The following is a 20008-nucleotide window of genomic DNA, read 5'->3' on the forward strand; positions in this document are numbered from 1 at the left end:
TCCTTTCCCCACCGGGTGCGTTCGACGTCCTACAGGTCGTGGCCTCGGGCCGTGCCGTGCGAGCGGCGCCGGGCGGACTGACGCGCCGTTCACCGCGCTAGTCGGCGCCGCCCCGGTCCCAGTCCTCCCAGCGCAGCAGGCGGCCGCTCCCGGCCTTCGCCTCGACGCCGTGGCCGGACATCTCGAACTCGCCGAAGTCCAGGACGTACAACGCCGGATCGCCGGGCGCGAACCCGACGTCGATGGGGCGGTGCAGGGGCGGTTCGCCGGGCAGGACGTGCGTGGTCCAGTCGGCCGGGTCGACCCTCAGCAGGCACCGGCCCAGGCACGGGCCGCCCGGCGGAAGCGTCATCGGAGCCTCGTCGCCGAACAGGGTGACCACCATCTGTCCGGCGAGCGGGGAACCGGCCGGGGCGACCGCGAACTTCGTCGCCGCGACATGGGCCTCGAAGTCCAGCACGGACCGCTCCGGCGGCGGCAGTTCGTCGTGGTTGGCCAGCAGGAACGTCGGCTGGGGGCCGCGCTCCGGCTTGAACGCCGGGTCGGTCACCGGGACGCCGCCGATGAAGTCCGGCCATCCGTACCAGGCGCCCTCGCGGACTTCGAAGAGCAGGTCGGGCGCGTTGCCGACCGGTCGGCTGCCCCGGTCGTCCGCCCCCTGGTCCACCGCGATCAGGCGGCCGTCGGGCAGGAACCCGAGCCCGAACGCGTTGCGCATCCCCCAGGCCACCAGCTCCAGGCCGCCGCCGTCCAGATCGCAGCGCATGACGGCCGCGGTGCAGGGCAGTTCGGCCCGGATCCGCTGGCCGGCCCGGGTGGCGGCGCCGAACGGGGCGAACGCGCCGGTGACGGCCCGCGCGTCCGGTGAACTGGACAGCGGGTCCCGGGTGGTGACGTTGACGCCGGTCAACTCCACGTCCAGGCCCGGCAGGTCGTACCGGTGCGGGAGCCGGCCCAGCCAGCCCAGCTCGTAGGAGTCCAGCCCGATGACGCCCAGGTTGGACATGGCGCCCTGAGCGAAGTACAGCTTGCCGTCGGGACCGGCCACCGCCATGTCGACGTGGTAGTTGCCGGGGCCGGGCAGGCCGTCGACGACGACGGCGCGCCGTCCGTCCGGACCGATCCTGGTGATGCGGCCCGCGCCGCCCTCGGACGCGTACAGGAAGCCCTGGTGCCACAGGAGCCCGGTCACCGGCCCCGCCAGGTCGTCGGCGACCAGCCGGCGGCCGGCGCCGTCCGTGCTCATGCGCCAGATCCGTCCGCGCGGGTCGGCGCCGCCGAACGGCAGCCCCGCCTCGGCCACGTACAGACCGTCGTCGTCGAAGGCCAGACTGGTCGGGAAGTCCAGCCCGTCGGCCACTGCGGTGGGTGAAGACACGGAAGCCCCCTCGGAGCACGGCCTCAGCGGGCGTCCGGCACGGTCGTCGCGGACCTCGCGGCGGAGAAGAGGTCGGGCGCGACGTCCTCGGCCATCGCCTTCGCCGTCTGCCAGCCGATCTCGTGCGTGTTGCCCACGCCGCCGCACAGCAGCACGAACCGCCGGAACCCGGCCGCGAGCAGCGCGTCCAGCTTGCCCCGGACCGTCTCGACCGACCCGACGAGGGCGAAGGGATTCTCCAGATAGGAATCCGCCGACGCCTCGAAAACACCCTGAACGCCGGTGTCCCCCTCCTTGGCGAGCGTTTCCAGCGAGCTTTCGTCCGGATGAGCCCCGGCGAGCCGCGCGAGATGCCCGGAAGCCGCTTCGACGTGTGACGCGAAACCGTCGCGCACCAATTCGGCGGCTTCCCGGTCGGTGTCCGCGACGACGGTGAAGCAGCTCGCCGCTGTATTGGCCATGGATAATTCGTGGCCGTTCTCCCGGCCGATCTCGATATACCGGTCGAGGCGCCCGACCATTTCGTTCACGCCGACTTTGGACATTCCGCCGGCGGCCGGATCCAGATTCAGCCCGGTGAACACGTTCCAGCCGCGGCGGGCCGCGGCGGCCAGGGATCCGTCCGTCTCCGCGGCCACCCACAGGGGCACGCGCCGCTGCACCGGACGGGGCCACACGGTGATCTTCGCGGTCTCGACGTCCTGCGCGAACGGCGCCGTCGCCGGCGTCAGATCGTCCTTCGCCACCGGGCAGTCGATCTCGTTGAGCGTGCCGTCGACCAGGTCCGCCGCGTGCTCGAAGGCGGCCCGGTCGCCGCGCCGGCCGAGCCCCACCTCCAGTCGGCCCCCGGAGAGCACGTCGATCATGGCGAACTGCTCGGCCAGATGCATCGGACGGTGCAGCAGAGCGAGGTTCACGCCGGAGACGATCCGGGCCCGCTTCGTCCGTGCGGCGAGCGCGGCCAGCATGATGTTGGGATGAGTGACCAGAGAGGACGGGCCGAAATGCTCCGGCATGCTGAGACCGGAGTAGCCGAGCCCCTCCGCCTCGACGCAGTGGTCGAGATAACTCTCGTAGATCTGGGCCCCGAGTTTCGCGTCCCATTTCTCCGGGTCCCGTGATCCCGGCGGCGCGTACGTGAGGTTGTCCCAGTAGATGAACTTGGCGAGGTCCGAGTCGTCGCTCAGGCTGCTCATGCCGTCGATGCCCCTCTGTTCACGGTAAGGCCCGTCCTGGACGACGCTCAACCTATCCGGGCGGTGCGGACGCGACATCTTCCGTATTGCCCAGGAGAACGCGCCGCCGGGGAAGACGCCGGGACGCCGGAAATCCGGACCGGGCACCTTCGAAGAACCGGACGGGTGCCGGAAATCCCACCATGGTTCGGCGCGCACTCGTCACCCGGAGGGCCCGGGGGCCGGCGTCCCGCGCTCCGCGCGGCCGGTCGGGTGAAGGGGTTCTGGAAGGCCATGCGCTCCAGTGCCCGCGACCACGCGCCGAGACGAGAGAGGGGACACCGTGGCATTTCGCAGGCGCATCCGCAGACTGGTGCCGGGGCTGGTGACGGTCCTGGTCGCCGGGGCGCTGTTCTTCGCCACCCGGGCCTCGGTCGCTGTCGCCGACGGGGCCGAGGTCGCCAAGGGCTATCGCTTCAAGGAGATGCCCATCGCCATGCCGCCGGGCTACGACGCGCTGCCCAAGAAGACCGTGCGCACCGTCAACCCGGCCTACCAGAAGATCCGTTCCTGGATCTCGTCGGTGGGCGCGAGCATCGCGGTCAACGACGTCACCGGACACGGGCTGGCCGACGGCATGTGCGTCGTCGACACCCGGACCAACCGGATCGTCGTCACCTACACCCCCACCGCCCGGACGGCGGACCGCTTCACGCCGTTCTCGCTCGACGCCGCCCCGCTGCCCGTCGACGACACCATGGCGCCGACCGGCTGCACCTTCGGCGACTTCAACGGCGACGGCGCCACCGACATCCTGGCCACGTACTGGGGGCGCACCCCGATCCTGTTCATGGCCCGCGCCGGCGCGAAGACGCCCTCGCCGGACGCCTACCGCCCCGCCGAGCTGCTGCCCTCGGAGTCGAAGGACGGCAAGTACCACGGCCCGCGCTGGAACACCGACGCGGCCTACGTCGGCGACCTCGACGGCGACGGCCACCCGGACATCGTCATCGGCGACTACTTCCCGGACTCCGACGTCCTCGACCCGCACGGGCTGAACAACGTCGTCATGAACAACTCCCTCTCCAACTCCCGCAACGCGGGCGGCGACCACGTACTGCGCTGGACCGGCTCCACCGGCGGGAACGACCCCACCGCCTCCTACACGGAGGAGAAGAAGGCGATCCCGTACGACGTCGCCACCGGCTGGACCCTCGCGATCTCGGGCGCCGACCTCACCGGCGACTCGCTGCCCGAGCTGTACGTCGCCAACGACTTCGGCCACGACCACCTGCTGTACAACCGCTCGACGCCCGGCACGATCCGGCTGACCGTGGCCACCGGCGAGCGCACCGCCACGACGCCCAAGTCCTTCGTCCTCGGAAACGGCTCGTTCAAGGGCATGGGCGCCGACTTCGGCGACCTGGACGGCAGCGGCAAGTACGACATCGTGGTCAGCAACATCACCGCCGCCTGGGGGCTGGAGGAGTCCAACTTCCTGTGGAAGAACCAGGCGAAGGACGAGACGGAGATGCGCTCCGCACTCGCCTCCGGCGTGGCCCCGTTCACCCAGAAGGCCCAGGAGTACGGGATGGCGTGGACCGGCTGGGACTGGGACGTCAAGATGGGCGACTTCCACAACGACGGCCACCAGGCGGTCGTGCAGACCGACGGCTTCGTCAAGGGGAAGACCGACCGCTGGCCCTGGCTGCAGGAGATGGCCATGACCAACGACGACCTGCTGTCCAACCCCGCCATGTGGCCGCACATCCAGCCCGGCGACGACGTCGCCGGCAGCGACGCCCTCGCCTTCTACGTCCGCACTCCGAGCGGCAAGTACACGAACATCAGCGAGCGGCTCGGCCTGGCCGTCAAGACGCCCACCCGGGCGGTGGCCACCGGCGACACCACCGGGACCGGGCGCCTCGACTTCGCCGTCGCACGGCAGTGGGGCCCGCCCGCCTTCTACGCCAACACCTCGCCCGACCTCGGCGCTCACCTGACCCTGCACCTGTTGCGGCCCGCCGCGCACGGCGCCAAGGGCGGCCTGAGCGCCGCCGGTTCCCCCGCCTACGACGCCTCCGTCCGCGCGACCACGCCCGACGGCGTGCAGGTCGCCCAGCTCGACGGCGGCGGAGGCCACGGAGGCTTCCGCAGTTTCGACGTCCGCTTCGGCCTCGGCCGCCACAGCGGCCCCGTGACGCTCGACCTGCGCTGGCGCGACGCCGACGGCGGCCCGCACCAGCAGACCCTGCGTCTCGACCCCGGCGCCCACACCCTGATGCTCGCCGGCGACGTCCAGGAGGTGACGAGCCGATGACCGCGACGGTCACCAACCCCGCGGCGGGTCAGGCGGCGCAGCCCGCCGCGACTCCCCCCGCAGGCAAACCCGACGCGCGCTACCTCGCGCTGCGCAACTTCGCGATCTCCATCAGCGTGCTCAACGTCTTCGGCTACACCCTGCTCGGCTTCGAGCAGCCGTGGCTGTGGCCCCTCGTCTGCGTGCTCACCGGCTACACCACGGAGATCGTCCTGGAGACGGTCAGCGCCTGGGCGCAGGAGCGGGCCCCCCGCTTCCTCGGCAGGGGCGCGCGGGGCGTCTACGAGTTCCTGCTCCCCTCGCACATCACCTCGCTCGCCGTCTCCATGCTCACCTACGGCAACGACCGGCTGTGGCCGATCCTGTTCGGCGTGGTCGTCGGCGTCGGCGGCAAACACGCCCTGCAAGCGCCGGTCAACGGCAGGATGCGGCACTTCATGAACCCGTCGAACCTGGGCATCACGGTGACCCTCCTGTGCTTCGGGTCGTGGTTCAGCATCGCGCCGCCCTACCAGTTCACGGAGAACGCCAACACCTTCTTCCGCGTGGGCATCCCCCTGATCATCGCCACCGCCGGCACCGTCATCAACGGCGTGCTGACCAAACGCGTGCTGCTGATCCTCGGCTGGCTCGGCGGATTCGTCATCCAGGCCGTGATCCGCCACTTCGTCTGGGGAGTCGCCGTCTTCTCGGCGCTCGGCCCGATGAGCGGAGTCGCCTTCGTGCTCTTCACCAACTACATGATCAGCGACCCGGGGACCACGCCCGCCAGGGGACGCAACCAGTTCATGTTCGGCGCGTCGGTGGCCACGACGTACGGCGTGCTGATGCTCTTCAACGTCGTCTACACCCTGTTCTTCGCGACGTCGATCGTGTGCGCCGTGCGCGGCGCGGGCTGGTGGGTCGCCCACCTGACCGCACGACGCAAGGAGCGGGCCGCGGCCGCGGAGGCCGACGCCGGGAGCCCGGCCGCGCACGGCGCCGGCCGGCAGGACCCGGGGGCGGTGACGGCATGAGCGAGCAGCGTCCGCGCATCGCCGTCGTCGGCATGGCCTGCCGCTATCCCGACGCCGACACCCCCGAACGGCTGTGGCAGAACGTCCTCGCCGGACGGCGCGCCTTCCGCCGCATACCGGACGAACGGCTGCGCGCCGAGGACTACTACTCGCCGGACCCCGCCGCTCCGGACCGCCACTACGCGCGCAAGGCCGCGGTCCTGGAAGGCTTCGCGTTCGACCGGGTCAAGCACCGGATCGCGGGCTCCACCTTCCGCGCCACGGACATGACGCACTGGCTGGCCCTGGACACCGTCTCCCGGGCGCTGGAGGACGCCGGGTTCCCCGACGGGAGCGGACTGCCCTTGGCCACCACCGGGGCGATCATCGGCAACAGCCTCACCGGCGAGTTCAGCCGCGCCAGCCTGATGCGCCTGCGCTGGCCCTACGTGCGCCGCACGGTCGGGACGGCGCTGCGCGAGCAGGGCTGGGAGGACTCCGCGCTGGCCTCGTTCCTCGGCGACCTGGAACAGCGCTTCAAGGCCCCCTTCGCGCCCGTCGACGAGGACAGCCTGGCGGGCGCCCTCGCCAACACCATCGCCGGCCGCATCTGCAACCACTTCGACCTGGGCGGCGGCGGGTTCACCGTGGACGGCGCCTGCTCGTCCTCGCTGCTGTCCGTGGCGACCGCGTGCAACGCGCTGGCGTCCGGCGAGCTGGACGTCGCCCTCGCGGGCGGCGTGGACCTCAGCATCGATCCGCTGGAGATGGTCGGCTTCGCCAAGACCGGCGCGCTGGCGACCGGCGAGATGCGCGTCTACGACAAGGGCTCCAACGGCTTCTGGCCCGGCGAGGGCTGCGGCGTCGTGGTGCTGATGCGGGACCGGGACGCCACCGCGCAGGGCCGCTTCCGCTACGCCACGGTGGCGGGCTGGGGCTGGTCCTCCGACGGCCGCGGCGGCATCACCCGCCCCGAGGCCGGCGGCCACCGCCTGGCCATCGAACGCGCCTACCGGGCCGCCGGATTCGGCATCGACACCGTGCCCTACCTGGAGGGCCACGGCACCGGGACAGCGGTCGGCGACGCCACCGAACTGCGCGCCTTCTCCGAGGCCCGCCGCGCCGCCGACCCGGACGCCCCGCCCGCGGCCATCTCCACGGTCAAGGGCAACTTCGGCCACACCAAGGCCGCGGCGGGCGTCGCGGGCCTGCTGAAGGCCGTGCTCGTGGTCCGCCACCAGATCGTCCCCCCGGCCACCGGCAACCGCGACCCGCACCCCCAGCTCACCGGCGAACGGCCGGCCTTGCGGATCCCCACCCAGGCCGAACCGTGGCCCGAGGGCGCGGCCGTACGGGCCGGGGTGTCCTCGATGGGCTTCGGCGGGATCAACGCGCACATCGTCGTCGAGCACGCCGACGGCGTCCGCCGCACGGCCGTGCCCCGGGCGGCCGTCCGCCTGGTGCGTTCCCGGCAGGACTGCGAGCTGCTGCTCGTCGACGCCGACGACGCCGTCGCGCTGGCGGAGCGCCTGACTCGGCTCGCGGCCCTGTCCGGCCGCCTCTCCTACGCCGAACTGGGCGATCTCGCCGCCGCCCTCGAATCCGACCTGGCGGGCCGCCAGGTCCGCGCCGCCGTCGTCGCCTCCTCCCCGGAGCAGGCCGAGAAGCGCTTCGCCGACCTGCTCCTGCGCGTCGACGGCGGCGCACGCTCCGTCCTCGACCCGGCGGCCGGCCTCTTCCTCGGCGCCCGGAGGAACGGGCCCCCGCCCCGCATCGGGTTCCTCTTCCCCGGCCAGGGCGCCGGCAGCCGCGCCGACGGAGGCGCCCTGCGGGCCCGCTTCGCGGCGGTGGACGAGCTGTACCGAAGCCAGGGGCTGCCGGTCGACGGCGACCAGACGGCGACCGAGGCGGCCCAGCCCCGGATCGTCACGGCCTCGGCCGCCGGACTGCGGACGTTGGAGGCGCTCGGCGTCGAAGCCGTGTCCGCGGCCGGCCACAGCCTGGGCGAGCTGACGGCGCTGCACTGGGCCGGGGCCATGGACGAGACGGGACTGCTGCGCACGGCCGCGCTGCGCGGCCGGGTGATGGCGACGGCGAGCGAGGGCGGCGGCGCCATGGCGGCCGTCGCCGCCGGACCCGCCGCGGTGACACCGCTGCTGGACGGCGAGCCGGTGTCGATCGCCGGATACAACAGTCCGCGCCAGACCGTCGTCACCGGACCGGCCGAGGCCGTCGACCGGGTCAGCTCGCGGGCCGCGGCCCAGGGGCTCGGCGCGCAGCGGATCAACGTCTCGCACGCCTTCCATTCCCCCGCCGTCGCACCGGCGGCGCGCGCCCTCGCCGACCGTCTCGCAGAGGAGCGGTTCGGCCCGCTCACCCGGCGGGTCGTCTCGACGGTCACCGGCGGCCCGCTCGAGAGGGACGCCGACGTGGCCGAGCTGCTGACCCGTCAGGTGCTGGCGCCCGTACGGTTCACCGAGGCGGTCGCCGGGGTGGCCGCCGAGAGCGACCTGCTGCTGGAGGTCGGCCCCGGGCGCGTGCTGAGCGGCCTCGCCGCGGAGACGGCCGACGTGCCGGCCATCGCTCTGGAGACCGGCGGCACGTCCCTGGCCGGGCTGTTCCACGGCGTGGCGGCGGCCTGGACGCTCGGCGCCCCGGTGCGCCACAGGGAGCTGTTCCGGGACCGCTTCACCCGGCCGCTGCCGCTGGACAAGCAGTTCCGCTTCCTGGCCAGCCCGTGCGAGTCCGCCCCGGTGACCGACCTGCCGTTCGCGGCGGGCGCCGACGCCCAGGCGGACGGCGCCGCAGCGGCGGACGGAGTCGCGGCGGCGCACCCCGCCGCGGCGCCGTCGGGCGCGGTCCCGGACGGCGGCAAGGACAGCCTCGACGTCCTGATGCGGCTCGCCGCGACCCGCGCCGAGCTGCCGCCCGGCGCCCTCACACCGGACACCAACCCGCTGGACGAACTCCACCTCAGCTCGATCACGGTCGGTCAGATCATGAACGAGGCGGCCCGGGAACTGGGCGTCGACGCCCCCGCCACGACCTCCGCGTTCGCCACCTCCACACTGGCCGAACTGGCCGGACTGCTGGACGAGCTGTCCGGCACGGCGCTGCCGTCCGACGCCGGGCGCCCGGCAGCGGCGGCGGGCGTGGCCCCGTGGGTGCGCGCGTTCGCGGTCGACCTGGTCGCAACCGAGACCCCGGCGGCCCCCGAGGGCGCCGCCGCGGCCGCGGACCGCGACGCGCACTGGTCTGTGTTCGCGTCCGACCGGCACGCGCTGGCCGATCCGCTCGCGGCGGCCCTGCGGGACGCCGGGCTCGGCGGCGGTGTGCTGCTCTGCCTGCCCGCCGACTGCGACGAGGAGCACGCCGCGCTGATGCTCTCCGCGGCCCGCGCCGCCCTGCACCCCACCGCCCCCGCCGCCCGGTTCGTCGCGGTCGGCGACCGGCGCGGCGCCGCCGGTCTGGCCAAGACGCTCCACCTGGAGGCGCCCGCCGTCGCTGCCACGGTCGTCACGGCGCCGCTCAACGGGGACGTCGAGGGGCTGATCCCCCGCATCGTCGCGGACGTCGCGGCGACCAGCGGGTTCAGCGAGGTGCACTACGGCGCCGACGGCGTGCGCCGGGTCCCCGTCCTGCGGGTCCTGCCCGCCGCCCCGCCCGACGCCGAGAAGACCGAACCCGGGGCCCCGCTGCCGCTGACGGCCGGCGACGTGATCGCGGTCACCGGCGGCGGCAAGGGCATCACCGCGGAATGCGCGCTCGTCCTGGCCCGCGAGTCCGGCTGCGCCGTCGGCCTGCTCGGCCGCGGGGACCCCGAGACCGACCGCGACCTCGCGGCCAACCTCGGCAGGATGGCCGCCGCGGGCGTCCGCTTCCACTACGCCCGCGCCGACGTCACCTCGCCCGGCGACGTCAAGGCCGCCGTACAGGAGATCCGCGACCGGCTCGGACCCGTCACCGCCGTGCTGCACGGCGCGGGCCGCAACGAGCCCCGCGCGCTGGCCGACCTCGACGAGGCGTCGTTCCGCCGCACCCTCGCCGTCAAGGTCGCCGGACTCGAAGCGGTCCTGGCCGCGGTCGACCCGGCCGAGCTGCGCCTCGTCGTCGCGTTCGGCAGCATCATCGGCCGTGCCGGACTGCGCGGCGAGGGCGACTACGCCACCGCCAACGACTGGCTGACGGAGCGCGTGCGACGGCTGCGTCAGGACCTGCCGGACTGCCGGTGCGTCGCGCTGGAGTGGTCGGTGTGGTCGGGCACCGGCATGGGCGCGCGGCTGGGCGTGCTGGAATCTCTCCTACGGGAGGGCATCGAGCCGATCCCCGTCGACGAGGGCGTCGCCATGCTCCGCCGCGTCCTGGCCGACCCCGGCGCCCCGGACACCCTGGTCGTGATGGGCCGCGCCGGCGGTCTGCCGACCCTCGCCCTGGAGGAGCGGGAACTGCCGCTGCTGCGCTTCGTGGAACGCGTACGGGCGCACTACCCGGGCGTCGAACTCGTCGCCGACGCGGAGCTGTCCGCCGTCAGCGACCCCTACCTCGCCGACCACCTCCTGGACGGCGCCCTGCTGCTGCCCGCGGTGCTCGGCATGGAGGCCATGGCGCAGGCAGCCGCCGCCCTCACCGGGCGCACGGGCGCCGACGCGGCGCCGGTCCTGGAGGACGCCGAGTTCCTGCGCCCGGTGGCCGTGCCCCCGGACGGCACGACCACCGTCCGGACAGCCGTGCTCGCGACCGGCCACGACACCGTCCGCGCGGTGATCCGCAGCAGCGAGACCGACTTCCGCGCCGACCACTTCCGCGCCGTCCTGCGCTACGCGCCCCGCTCCCGGACGCCGGACCGGTCCGCACCGCCCGCGGGCGTCGCCCCGGCGCTGGACCCGGCGCGCGACATGTACGGCCCGGTGCTGTTCCAGGGCGCCCGCTTCCAGCGCCTGACGGGCTACCGGCGGCTGGCCGCCAAGGAGTGCGTCGCGGACGTCACCACGTCCGCGACCGCGCCCTGGTTCGCGGGCTACCTGCCCGACGACCTGGTGCTGGCCGACCCGGGGACCCGCGACGCGCTGATGCACTCCATCCAGGCGTGCGTGCCGGACGCCACGCTGCTCCCGGTGGGCGTCGAGCGCCTGCACCTCGCCGACCCGTCCGCCGAGACCCGCGCCGACGGCGTCGTCCTGCACGCCGTCGAGCGCTCCCGCGACGGCGACTCATACGTCTACGACCTCGACGTGCGCGATGCGAGCGGCACGCTCGTCGAGCGCTGGACGGGCCTGGAACTGCGCGCGGTGCGCAAGCTGGACGGCTACGGGCCGTGGGAGCCCGCGCTGCTCGGCCCCTACCTGGAGCGGCGTGCCGAGGAGGTGCTGGCCGAGCCGGTGCGGATCGCCGTCCACCCGGACGGCCCGGACGCCGACGGCGCCCCGGGCGCCCGTCGCGCCCGGACCGCCCACGCCGTCGGACAGGCCCTCGGACGCCCGGTGACCCTCCGGCACCGGCCGGACGGCCGCCCCGAGGCAGACGGAGGCCCCTGCGTCTCCGCCTCGCACGGCGCCGGGGTGACCCTGGCCGTGGCCGGGCCGCGACCGGTCGCCTGCGATGTGCAGAGCGTCGCGGAACGCGCGCCGGACGAGTGGGAGGGACTGCTGGGCGCCGGCGGCGTCGCGCTCGCCCGGCTGATCGCCGCCGAGCACGGCGAGGAGCTGTCGCTCGCCGCGAGCCGTGTGTGGGGCGCCGCCGAGTGCCTGCGCAAGGCGGGCAGGGCACGCGTGGAACTGACGGCGGACGGCCGCCCAGGGGCCCCGGACCGGTGGGTGGTGCTGCGGCACGGCGACGACCGGATCGCCACCGTGCCGGCCCTGCTGCACGGCACGCCCCGGCCGGCGCTGTTCGCGGTGCTGGCACAGGAGGGAGAGAGGTGAGGGACGCGGGACGGCCGTACTACGAACTGCGCCATCTGGTCGGCTTCGAGGAGACCAACCTGGTGGGCAACGTCTACTACGTGAACTACGTGCGCTGGCAGGGTCGTTGCCGGGAGATGTTCCTGCGTGAGCACGCCCCGGCGGTGCTGGACGACATCCGGGCCGACCTGAAGCTGTTCACGCTCTCGGTGGGATGCGAGTTCTTCGCCGAGATCACCGCGTTCGACGAACTGTCCGTCCGCATGCGGCTGGAGGACCTCACGCAGACCCAGATCGGATTCGCCTTCGACTACGTGCGGCTGCGCCGCGCGGAAGGCGGGGACGGGCGCCCCGCGGCGGAGGATCTCGTGGCGCGAGGCCGGCAACGGGTGGCGTGCATGCGCGGGCCCAACAACGACACCCGGCCGACCCGGGTCCCCGAGGCGCTGCGCCGGGCGCTGGAGCCGTACGGGCTCGCGCGGCCGGGCGCCGGAGCCGCCGGGAAGCTCGCGGCGGCGAAGGGAGGGGAGTGACATCATGGCGGACAGCTCTGGGGGCGGCATGCGCCCGCCCGCGCTCGACACGGCGCCCGGCCTCGACACGGCGCCCGCGCTCGACGTGTCGCCGGGCCTGCTGAAGGACGACTGCCGCGCACTGCGCCGCGTGCTCGGGTCCTTCGCGACCGGCGTCACCGTCCTGACGGCCGGCCGGGAGACCCCGAGGGGGATGACGGCCAACTCGTTCGCCTCCGTCTCGCTCGACCCGCCGCTGGTGCTGGTGTGCGTGCTGCGCACCGCCGCGCTGCATCACCAGATGCTGGACGAGAAGGCGTTCGCGGTCTCCGTCCTCTCGGCGGACCAAGAGCCGCTGGCCCGCAGGTTCGCGAACCGTTCCCGGCCGCGCGGCCCGCGGGAGTTCGAGGCGGTCGACGTCGAGCCGGGCCGTTACACCGGCGCGCCGATCGTGTCGGGCGCGCTGGCCTGGCTGGAGTGCGGACTGCGGGCCGTGTACGACGGCGGAGACCACTCGATCATGGTGGGCGCGGTGCTCGACGCGGGCGGCGGGCCGGGCGGGGACGCCCTGCTGTTCTACGGAGGCGGCTTCCACGGGCTGACGCCCTCCACCGTCTGAGCCGGGGGCGACGGGAGGGAGGGGGAGCGGGGGACCCGGGGGAGCGGGGCCGGGGGCGCCGTCGACGGCGCCCCCAGCCCCGGTCGTGCCCGTCCCGTCCCGTCCCGGCGGGCGGTCTCGGCCGGGACGGCCGCTGTGCGGCGTGCGGGTCACCGCCTCCAGAACAGCAGGTGGGTGACGCCGCTGACACTGGGCGCCGACTCGATGTGGAAGCGGTCCTCCAGTTCCTCGGGAGTCTTCCAGAGCTGTTCGCCCCGGCCCAGATCGATGGGAGCGACGGCGATGTGCATCGTGTCGACCAGGTCGGCTTCGAGGAACTCCCGGACCGTGGCGACTCCGCCGCCGAGGCGCACGTCCTGGCCGTTCGCCGCCTCCTTGGCGAGGGCCAGCGCCTCGGCCGGCTTCGCCTCGATGAAGTGGAACGTGGTGTCGGCCAGGGTCAGGGACGGGCGCGGATAGTGGGTGAGCACGAAGACCGGGGTGTGGAACGGCGGGTTGTCGCCCCACCAGCCCTGCCACTCGTGGTCCTTCCACGGGCCGCGCTGCGGGCCGAACTTGTTGCGCCCCATGATCTCCGCCCCCCTGTTGCGGGCGTGGTCGCGGGTCAGGTAGTCGTCCAGTCCCCGGGTGCCGCCGGGGTCGGTGCGGTTGATCCAGCTAGCGGTGGCGCCCGCCCACGAGAAGAGGGAACCGGGGTCCGCGTGGCCGAACGGCCGCTCCAGGCTCTGGCCCTCGCCGGAGCCGAACCCGTCGCGTGACACGTTGAAGCACTGCACGCGCAGCAACTGCGGCCCGCCCGCCCCTCCGGCCGCCGTCACCGGCCCCGGCGCCCTCTCCGGACCGGCGGGGGCGGAGGCCGACGCGGACGGCCGCGAAGGCGAAGAATCGCTCAAAGTACCCATATCGGCACCAACGACTATATCTCGCTCAGGTAACTGCGGCGTTCGCGTGATTCCGCGCACCGGCCGGTCGCGGCGGCTGCCGGGCGGGGCATCCCCCTTCGGCCGCCTGACTATCCGGCGATACGGCTATCCGATCACCCGATCACCCGGTCATCCCGTTTCGAGAGGGACGCCAAGGCGCTCCAGTGAGCGCCGGGCTTCCGAGGGAGTGTCGCCGGCGCCCACCAGCAGCCCGTGCACCTGCGCGGCGAAGCAGCGCCCGGCGTCGTAGGGCGGGACGAGGAAACCGCCCAGTTCCAGGGTGACCGCCCCGTGCAGCGCGATCCACATCTGATGGGCGACCAGCCGTGCGTCGCCCTCGCGGAAGCGGCCCGCCGCCATGGCCGCCGTCACCGCTCGCACCACCGGCTCCAGGGTGTAACGCCCGTACTGCCGGTCCTCGTCGGTGAGGCTGAACCCGCCGAGTCCCGCCCCGCCGAACATGACCCCGTACAGATGGCGGTGCTCCAGCGCGTTGCCGTGGTAAGCGAGTCCCAGCGCCGCGACGTCGGTCACCGGGTCGCCGCTCGGGCTGACCGCGCTCATCCGCCGGTCGAGCAGGGCGAAGCCCTCGTGGACCATCGCCCGGACGAGATCGTCCATGCCGCCGAAGTGGGTGTAGACGGCGGTGGTCGAGGAGCCCACCGCCGAGGCGAGCCGACGGGTGGTCAGCGCCTGCGGCCCCTCCTCGGCCAGCAGCCGCGCGGCGGCCTCCACGAGATCGTCCCGGAGCCGGGGATTCGCCTGACGTGGGCTCACCCTTGACGTCCCTTCGGTCGTCCGTCACCCTGTAGGGAAACGATGTTACATAACATTGATACGCTTCATGAGGCGGACATGATGATCGCACCGAAATGCGCGTCGGCCACCCTCTCCGCCGGATCCCCGGTCACCCGCGAGACAGTCGTCCTCGCGCCCCCCGTGCGCGGCGCGCTCCCGCCCGAGCTGGACGGCACGTTCCTCCTCATCGGCCCCAACCGCCTCCCGCAACCGCCGACCCGGCGTCCGGCGGCCGATGCGCCGCCGTGGACCGGGCGCCCCCGGGACGAGCACTTCTTCGCCGGGGACGGCATGGTGCACGCGCTGCGCCTGCGCGAGGGCCGGTGCGAGGAGTACCGCAACCGGTGGCTGCGCACCGACCGGGCCGCCCGCATCCTCGGCGAACTGCCCGCCCCCGGCCCCCGGCACGGCCCGAACGACAACGCCAACGCCAACATCGTCCGGCACGCCGGCCGGACCCTCGCCCTCGGCGACGGCGGCCCACGCCCCCTGGAGATCGACGCCGCCCTCGACACCGTCGCCCGGGTGGACTTCGACGGCACGCTGCGCGGCGGCTTCGCGGCGCACCCGCAGCACGACCCCGTCACCGGCGAACTCCACGCGATCACCATGACCCCGGAACCGCCGTACGCCGCCTACCTCGTGGTCGACGTCGACGGACGGGTGCGCCGCTCGGTCCCGGTGCCGCTCAAGCAGCCGGTGATGCTGCACGCGTTCTCCCTGACCGAGCACTACGCCCTGGTCTACGACCTCCCGGTGGTGTTCAGCCCCGCCGCCGCGGCGGCGGGCTCGCGCGTCCCGTACGTCTGGGACGACGGCCACGGCGCCCGCCTCGGCCTGCTGCCGCGCGAAGGCGGCGCCGACGACATCCTGTGGGTCGAGGTGTCCCCGTGCTTCGTCTTCCATCCCGTCAACGCCTACGAGACGGGCCGTCACATCGTCGTGGACGTCGTCCGCCACCCCCGCGTCTTCGACCGGTACCCCTCCAGCCCCGGCGAGACGCCGCCCGCCCTGGTCCGCTGGACCGTGGACGCGGCCGCCGGAACCGTCCAGGAGGAGGAACTGTGCGACATAGTCCAGGAGTTCCCCGTGATCGACGACCGGGTGCGCGGCGCCCGGCACCGCTTCGCGTTCACCACGGCCCTCGACCCCGCGGGCGGAGAGCTGCTGGGCGGCCCGGCCCTGCTGCGCCACGACCTCGCCGCCGGCCGCACCGACGCGCACCGGCTGCCCCCCGGCCGGACCGCCGGGCAGGCCGTCTTCGTCCCCCGCGAGCCGCACGCGCCCGAAGGCGACGGCTGGCTGCTGAGCATGGTCGCCGACGAGCGGACCGGACACGGTGAGCTGACGGTCGTCGACACCGCCGACTTCACCGGCCCCCCGGCGGCCGCGGTGCCCCTGCCGGTCCGGGTCCCGCACGGCTTCCACGCGACGTGGACGGACGGCGCCTGACCGCTTCGGCGGCGCGAGGCCGTTCTCCGGTGCGGGTGCGGGTGCGGGTGCGGGTGCGGGTGCGGGTGGGGGCGCAGGCAGCCGTGCGCACCCGCCGTTGACCTTGCGGCCCGGCAGTCCCGGCGGCCCCGGACGCGCGGCGGGTGCGCCGCCCGCGCGGCAGGTCCATGCCGTACGGGCCCGGCGGCCCGGCGGCCCGTACCGCTCCGTCTCCGCCGCCCGGACCCGCGGCTTCCGCCGCACGGACTGCTGGCGCCGATCCGGGGGACGCCGTCCCGAAGGGCGTACGCGCCCACCTTCCTGAGCGCCGACAGACGAGGGACGTCCCGTGTGGCCGGACCCGCCTGGCGGCGCGGCGCGCCGGAGCGGCCCGTGCCAGACCAACCCGAGTCAGGGACCGGCCCCGCGTCGGCCCTCCGGAAGCGGCAGACGCGCAGTCGACAGAATGATCTGCTGGAGTTCGGCGGTGCACATCATGTAGCCGTCGGGGGCGGGGAGACGTTCCACGTAGTGGGCCAGGTCCGCCGCCAGCGAGAAGACCCGTACGGGAGTGCCCGCGGCGCGTGCGGACTCCACCACCCGGCGCACGCCGTCCAGGACGGCCGGGTGCCGGGTGCTGTAGGACCCGGCCACCAGGTGATTGCCCCGGTCCGCGGCGAGATAGAACTGCACCAGATCCTTGAGGCCGACGAACAACTCGCTGGCGCCCGCGGCGCACATCGCCGGCACGGAGTGCACCGCGGACGGCGTCTCGACGAACGCGGACAGCGGCGACGCGTGGGGCAGGCGGAGGTGGTCCCTGAGCCGGGTGAACTCGACCTCGTCGTTGACGAACGGCACCGACAGCTCGACCCGGCGGGCCGCGTCGCCCAGCCGCTCCCGCAGGAGCGCCAGCAGGGCGTGCAGGGCGTCGCGGTAGGCCGTCGAGCCGAGCAGCCAGCGAGCGCCGTGCAGTCCCATCTCGGGATTCGGCTCGGTCACGACGGGTGCCGACTCGGTCACCCCGGACGCGTGGTCGGACCGCAGATCGAGCAGCCGCAGCACGACCCGCTGGCCGGGCAGGAGCGCCTCCACGAAGCGGGCCAACCGGTCCGCGACGGCCCGCGCGTAGGCGGCGATGCCGTCCGGGCCGCCGGCGAGCGCGTCGAGCGGGCTCAGGCCCAGCGCCAGGCACAGGAACTCCTCGCGGATGAAGAACGACTCCACCCGCCCGGCCTCTGGACCGCAGGAGTTGATCGCGGTGATGTCCTGAAGGTCGGCGATGACCGCGCACGCCGAGCCGAGAGCGTCCAGCACGGTCCCGCCTCCGGCCTGCGCCGTGAAGCCGTCCGGCTCGATGACGATCGACGCGCTCTCCAGGTGCACGGTGACCTCGCCGACCAGAGCGGCGAGGTCCGCCTCGTCCACGCGGAGCACGGGGATTCCCCGCCCGCGGCACAGGGACTGCATGTGGCCGGTGAGGCCGCCCGCACCGCAGACGACCGCCCGCGAGGCCACGATCGCGTCGTAGAGACCCGCCTCCAGAGCGGGGGTGACGAGGATGGACCCCTCGCGTGGGCTCCTCGTGCGGTTGCACCGCCCTCGCAGGACGTTCTCGGCGCCGCCAGCCAGGAGGAATCCCTGGATCCGTCGTCCGTTCACCTAGCCCTCCGGATCGTCGGCCTTCGCCAGCCCCAGTCGCCGCCGCAACTCCCTCGGCGTCACCGAGACGTCGGTGAGGCGTCGTACCGCCGCCCTGGTGACGGCCGTCCTCAGCAGACGGTCGTACCGGGCGGCGTCCGCGGGAAGGGGCGGCCGGCCTGGCAGGGAGCGAAGACAGGCGTCCAGACGGGAGTCGAGCACCTCTCGTTCGCTCCGGGCGCGTGCGGCCAGCCTCCGCACCTCCAGGGCAACAGCCTCCTCCGTCCCGGGCCGGGCGGCTTCCTCCCCCTTGCTGACGTAGATCCCGCACGTGCCCTCCGCGTCCGAGACCTCCGCCAGATCGTCCGCCCGGGTCTCGCAGCGCTCGATCACATGGGCCGCGACCGCGACGGAGTGGTTCTTGATGGCGGCCAGATTGAACGTGAACGCGCCGGTCCGGCCGTTGCGCACGATCTCGTCGCCCTCCCGCAGCGCCCCGATCGCCGAGAGCGCCACGACCGGACGGCCCGCCGCGTCCAGCAGCGTGCCGTCGCCGTCGACTTCAAGGCCGCGCCCGGTGCGTCGGTGCGGCGCCGCGACACCCCGCCGCAGGAGGTTCCGCCACAGCGGCTGCCTCACCTTGGCGTAGTCCGACTCCCTGCCGAAGGGGGACACCACGAGATCGGCCTCGATGGCGGCCGTCCCCTCCCGGCCCTCGACCGACACGACCAGCCGACCGGACGGCGCGGGGGTGACCGCCGAGACCTTTCCGGTGACCAGCCGCACCGATCCGTCCCGCGCCCGTGACGCGCGTTCGATGACCGCCATCGTGTACTCCATGGCGCCCACCCGCAACGCGGCGATCGCCGTGCTGAACTCCGTGAGCAACGACCGTAGTTCCGGAGTGGGGATGCGTTCGATCACCGCGGGGGCGTAGGGCTCCCACGCCTTGGACACGCGCTCCGCGATCACCCCCGCACTGACGTCGGGATGCTCGCGCGCGACCTGTGCGCACGCGGTGTCCCACTCCGTCCTGAGCCTGGCCAGGAAGTCCTCGCGGTCGCGGAAGGGCGCCAACAGCGTGGCCGGGCAAGGGAGTCGCAGGACCCCGTGCTCATGCCCGCCGGGGTAGGTCCGGAAGACGGTCCCGGACCGGGATATCAGGTGGATCCTGCCGGTGTGCCCCCGGCGCAGCAGCAGGCCGGCCGAGTCGTACGCGCTCAGCACGGATCCCACGATCGCCACGGTCGCCTCGGACGGCAACTCCATGAGCCGGCGGACGCCGTCAGCGGAGTACGGGTGGCGCACGAAGCTCCGGTGGCCGGCGACCTCGGCGGAGAAGGCGGGGCGCGCGAGTTCCAGACCGGTGGCGAGGACGACGTGGTCGGCGCTGACCGTCGTCGTGCCCGGCAGCGGCCCCGGCCGCAGCCCGTCGAGACCGTGCGCGGACAGCCGCCGCACCGTCACCTCGGCGCCCGACGAGCCTGCTTCCACGTCGAGCGCCTCGCCGTCCGCCTCGACGAGATCGACGCCCGGATACGCCTGCTTGCGTGCCTCGGCCAGCCGCTCGGCGAGGTAGTCCTGGAAGATGCGCCGGGGCGCCGGACCGTGCTCGACGAACGTCGTCCCCGCCCACGGCTGCGGCCAGTCCCGGCGGTCGGCCTCCCGGTCGGCCCAGCGGACGAAGTCCAGCACGTCCTCCCGGAACAACGACATCCGGCCCGCCTGGATGTTGAACACGTGCTCCCACGGATTGCCGTCCCGGTGGTAGGCGACTCCGGCGGACCGGTAGTCGGCGCGCCGTTCGAGCAGCACGACTTCGAGCGGTCGGCGGGCGAAGCACAGCAACCGGATCGCCGTGGCGGTGCCCCCCAGACCCGCCCCGACGACGAGCACTCTGGGACGCGCGCCCGTTCGACTCATGTGTCCTCTCCGATGATCGACAGGCGCCGGGCGCCGCGGTGCCGCCTCCCGACGCACGGACGTGGCGCACACGGTCGGCGATACGCCGATCCGTCTGCCGCCTGGGCTGACGACACATCAGACTAATGCGACGGGAGTGCGCATCCACGAAGTTGACCGACCGACTGGAAACGTGACCGAAAAGCGGGACGCGGGACCGTAGGCGGCGGTTGAGGCGTCCGAGGCGGCTGGCGCCGCGGTGCGGTCGGCGAACTCGCTCGCGCGCTCGGCCGCCGTCGCCGTACGCAGGCCGGGCAGCCAGCCGTACGACGCGGTCGCTTGAGGTGCGGGAGACGGTGCTTTCCGCCAGAACGACCCTAGGTTTCCCCTATCGTTGGGATACTGGGCCGTCAT

Annotated in this window: 12 protein-coding genes; 6 read left to right on the forward strand and 6 right to left on the reverse strand. The window is 73.7% G+C overall.

What is annotated here, in order from left to right; translation table 11 throughout:
* Nucleotides 1–97: 97 nt before the first annotated feature.
* Nucleotides 98–1378, reverse strand: a complete 1281-nt coding sequence (locus ABZ861_RS21520) for a hypothetical protein (protein WP_361632410.1) — start codon at nt 1376–1378, stop codon at nt 98–100.
* A 23-nt stretch (nt 1379–1401) separates the two neighbouring features.
* Nucleotides 1402–2625, reverse strand: coding sequence for an LLM class flavin-dependent oxidoreductase (locus tag ABZ861_RS21525; RefSeq protein ID WP_361632412.1), 1224 nt, complete (start codon nt 2623–2625; stop codon nt 1402–1404).
* Between the two features lie 271 nt (nt 2626–2896).
* Between ABZ861_RS21525 and ABZ861_RS21530 the strand changes: the two genes are divergently transcribed.
* From ABZ861_RS21530 to ABZ861_RS21550, 5 genes are read left to right on the forward strand one after another with little or no spacing between them, the layout of a single operon-like run.
* Nucleotides 2897–4873, forward strand: a complete 1977-nt coding sequence (locus tag ABZ861_RS21530) for a CRTAC1 family protein (RefSeq protein ID WP_361632414.1) — start codon at nt 2897–2899, stop codon at nt 4871–4873.
* Nucleotides 4870–5889 (forward strand): hypothetical protein, encoded by a 1020-nt coding sequence (locus ABZ861_RS21535; RefSeq protein WP_361632415.1) that lies wholly within the window; start codon nt 4870–4872, stop codon nt 5887–5889. The genes ABZ861_RS21530 and ABZ861_RS21535 overlap by 4 nt, the downstream gene beginning before the upstream one ends.
* Entirely contained in the window at nt 5886–11789 is a 5904-nt protein-coding gene (locus ABZ861_RS21540) for a type I polyketide synthase (protein ID WP_361632417.1), read from the forward strand. Before ABZ861_RS21535 ends, ABZ861_RS21540 begins: the two co-directional genes overlap by 4 nt.
* Nucleotides 11786–12301, forward strand: coding sequence for an acyl-CoA thioesterase (locus ABZ861_RS21545; protein ID WP_361632419.1), 516 nt, complete (start codon nt 11786–11788; stop codon nt 12299–12301). Before ABZ861_RS21540 ends, ABZ861_RS21545 begins: the two co-directional genes overlap by 4 nt.
* A 4-nt stretch (nt 12302–12305) precedes the next feature.
* On the forward strand, nt 12306–12899 hold the full coding sequence (locus ABZ861_RS21550; RefSeq protein WP_361632421.1) for a flavin reductase family protein: 594 nt from the start codon (nt 12306–12308) through the stop codon (nt 12897–12899).
* A gap of 149 nt (nt 12900–13048) precedes the next feature.
* On the opposite strand, the gene ABZ861_RS21555 is transcribed toward ABZ861_RS21550, so the two are convergent.
* Both ABZ861_RS21555 and ABZ861_RS21560 read right to left on the reverse strand, forming a co-directional pair.
* On the reverse strand, nt 13049–13717 hold the full coding sequence (locus ABZ861_RS21555) for a dihydrofolate reductase family protein (protein ID WP_361632423.1): 669 nt from the start codon (nt 13715–13717) through the stop codon (nt 13049–13051).
* Nucleotides 13718–13951: 234 nt separating this feature from the next.
* On the reverse strand, nt 13952–14599 hold the full coding sequence (locus tag ABZ861_RS21560) for a TetR/AcrR family transcriptional regulator (protein ID WP_361632425.1): 648 nt from the start codon (nt 14597–14599) through the stop codon (nt 13952–13954).
* Between the two features lie 78 nt (nt 14600–14677).
* On the opposite strand from ABZ861_RS21560, the gene ABZ861_RS21565 reads away from it, so the two are divergent.
* Complete coding sequence (locus ABZ861_RS21565) at nt 14678–16072, forward strand: carotenoid oxygenase family protein (RefSeq protein ID WP_361632427.1); 1395 nt, start codon at nt 14678–14680, stop codon at nt 16070–16072.
* A 390-nt stretch (nt 16073–16462) separates the two neighbouring features.
* Here ABZ861_RS21565 and ABZ861_RS21570 read toward each other — a convergent pair whose 3' ends face one another.
* Together ABZ861_RS21570 and ABZ861_RS21575 are read right to left on the reverse strand one after the other, a co-directional pair.
* A complete protein-coding gene (locus ABZ861_RS21570; RefSeq protein ID WP_361632429.1) occupies nt 16463–17713 on the reverse strand; it encodes a putative PEP-binding protein in 1251 nt (416 codons plus the stop codon).
* Complete coding sequence (locus ABZ861_RS21575) at nt 17714–19615, reverse strand: FAD/NAD(P)-binding protein (RefSeq protein ID WP_361632431.1); 1902 nt, start codon at nt 19613–19615, stop codon at nt 17714–17716.
* Nucleotides 19616–20008 lie beyond the last annotated feature (393 nt).

The sequence above is a fragment of the Streptomyces sp. NPDC046985 genome (assembly GCF_040644415.1).
Classification (GTDB): domain Bacteria; phylum Actinomycetota; class Actinomycetes; order Streptomycetales; family Streptomycetaceae; genus Streptomyces.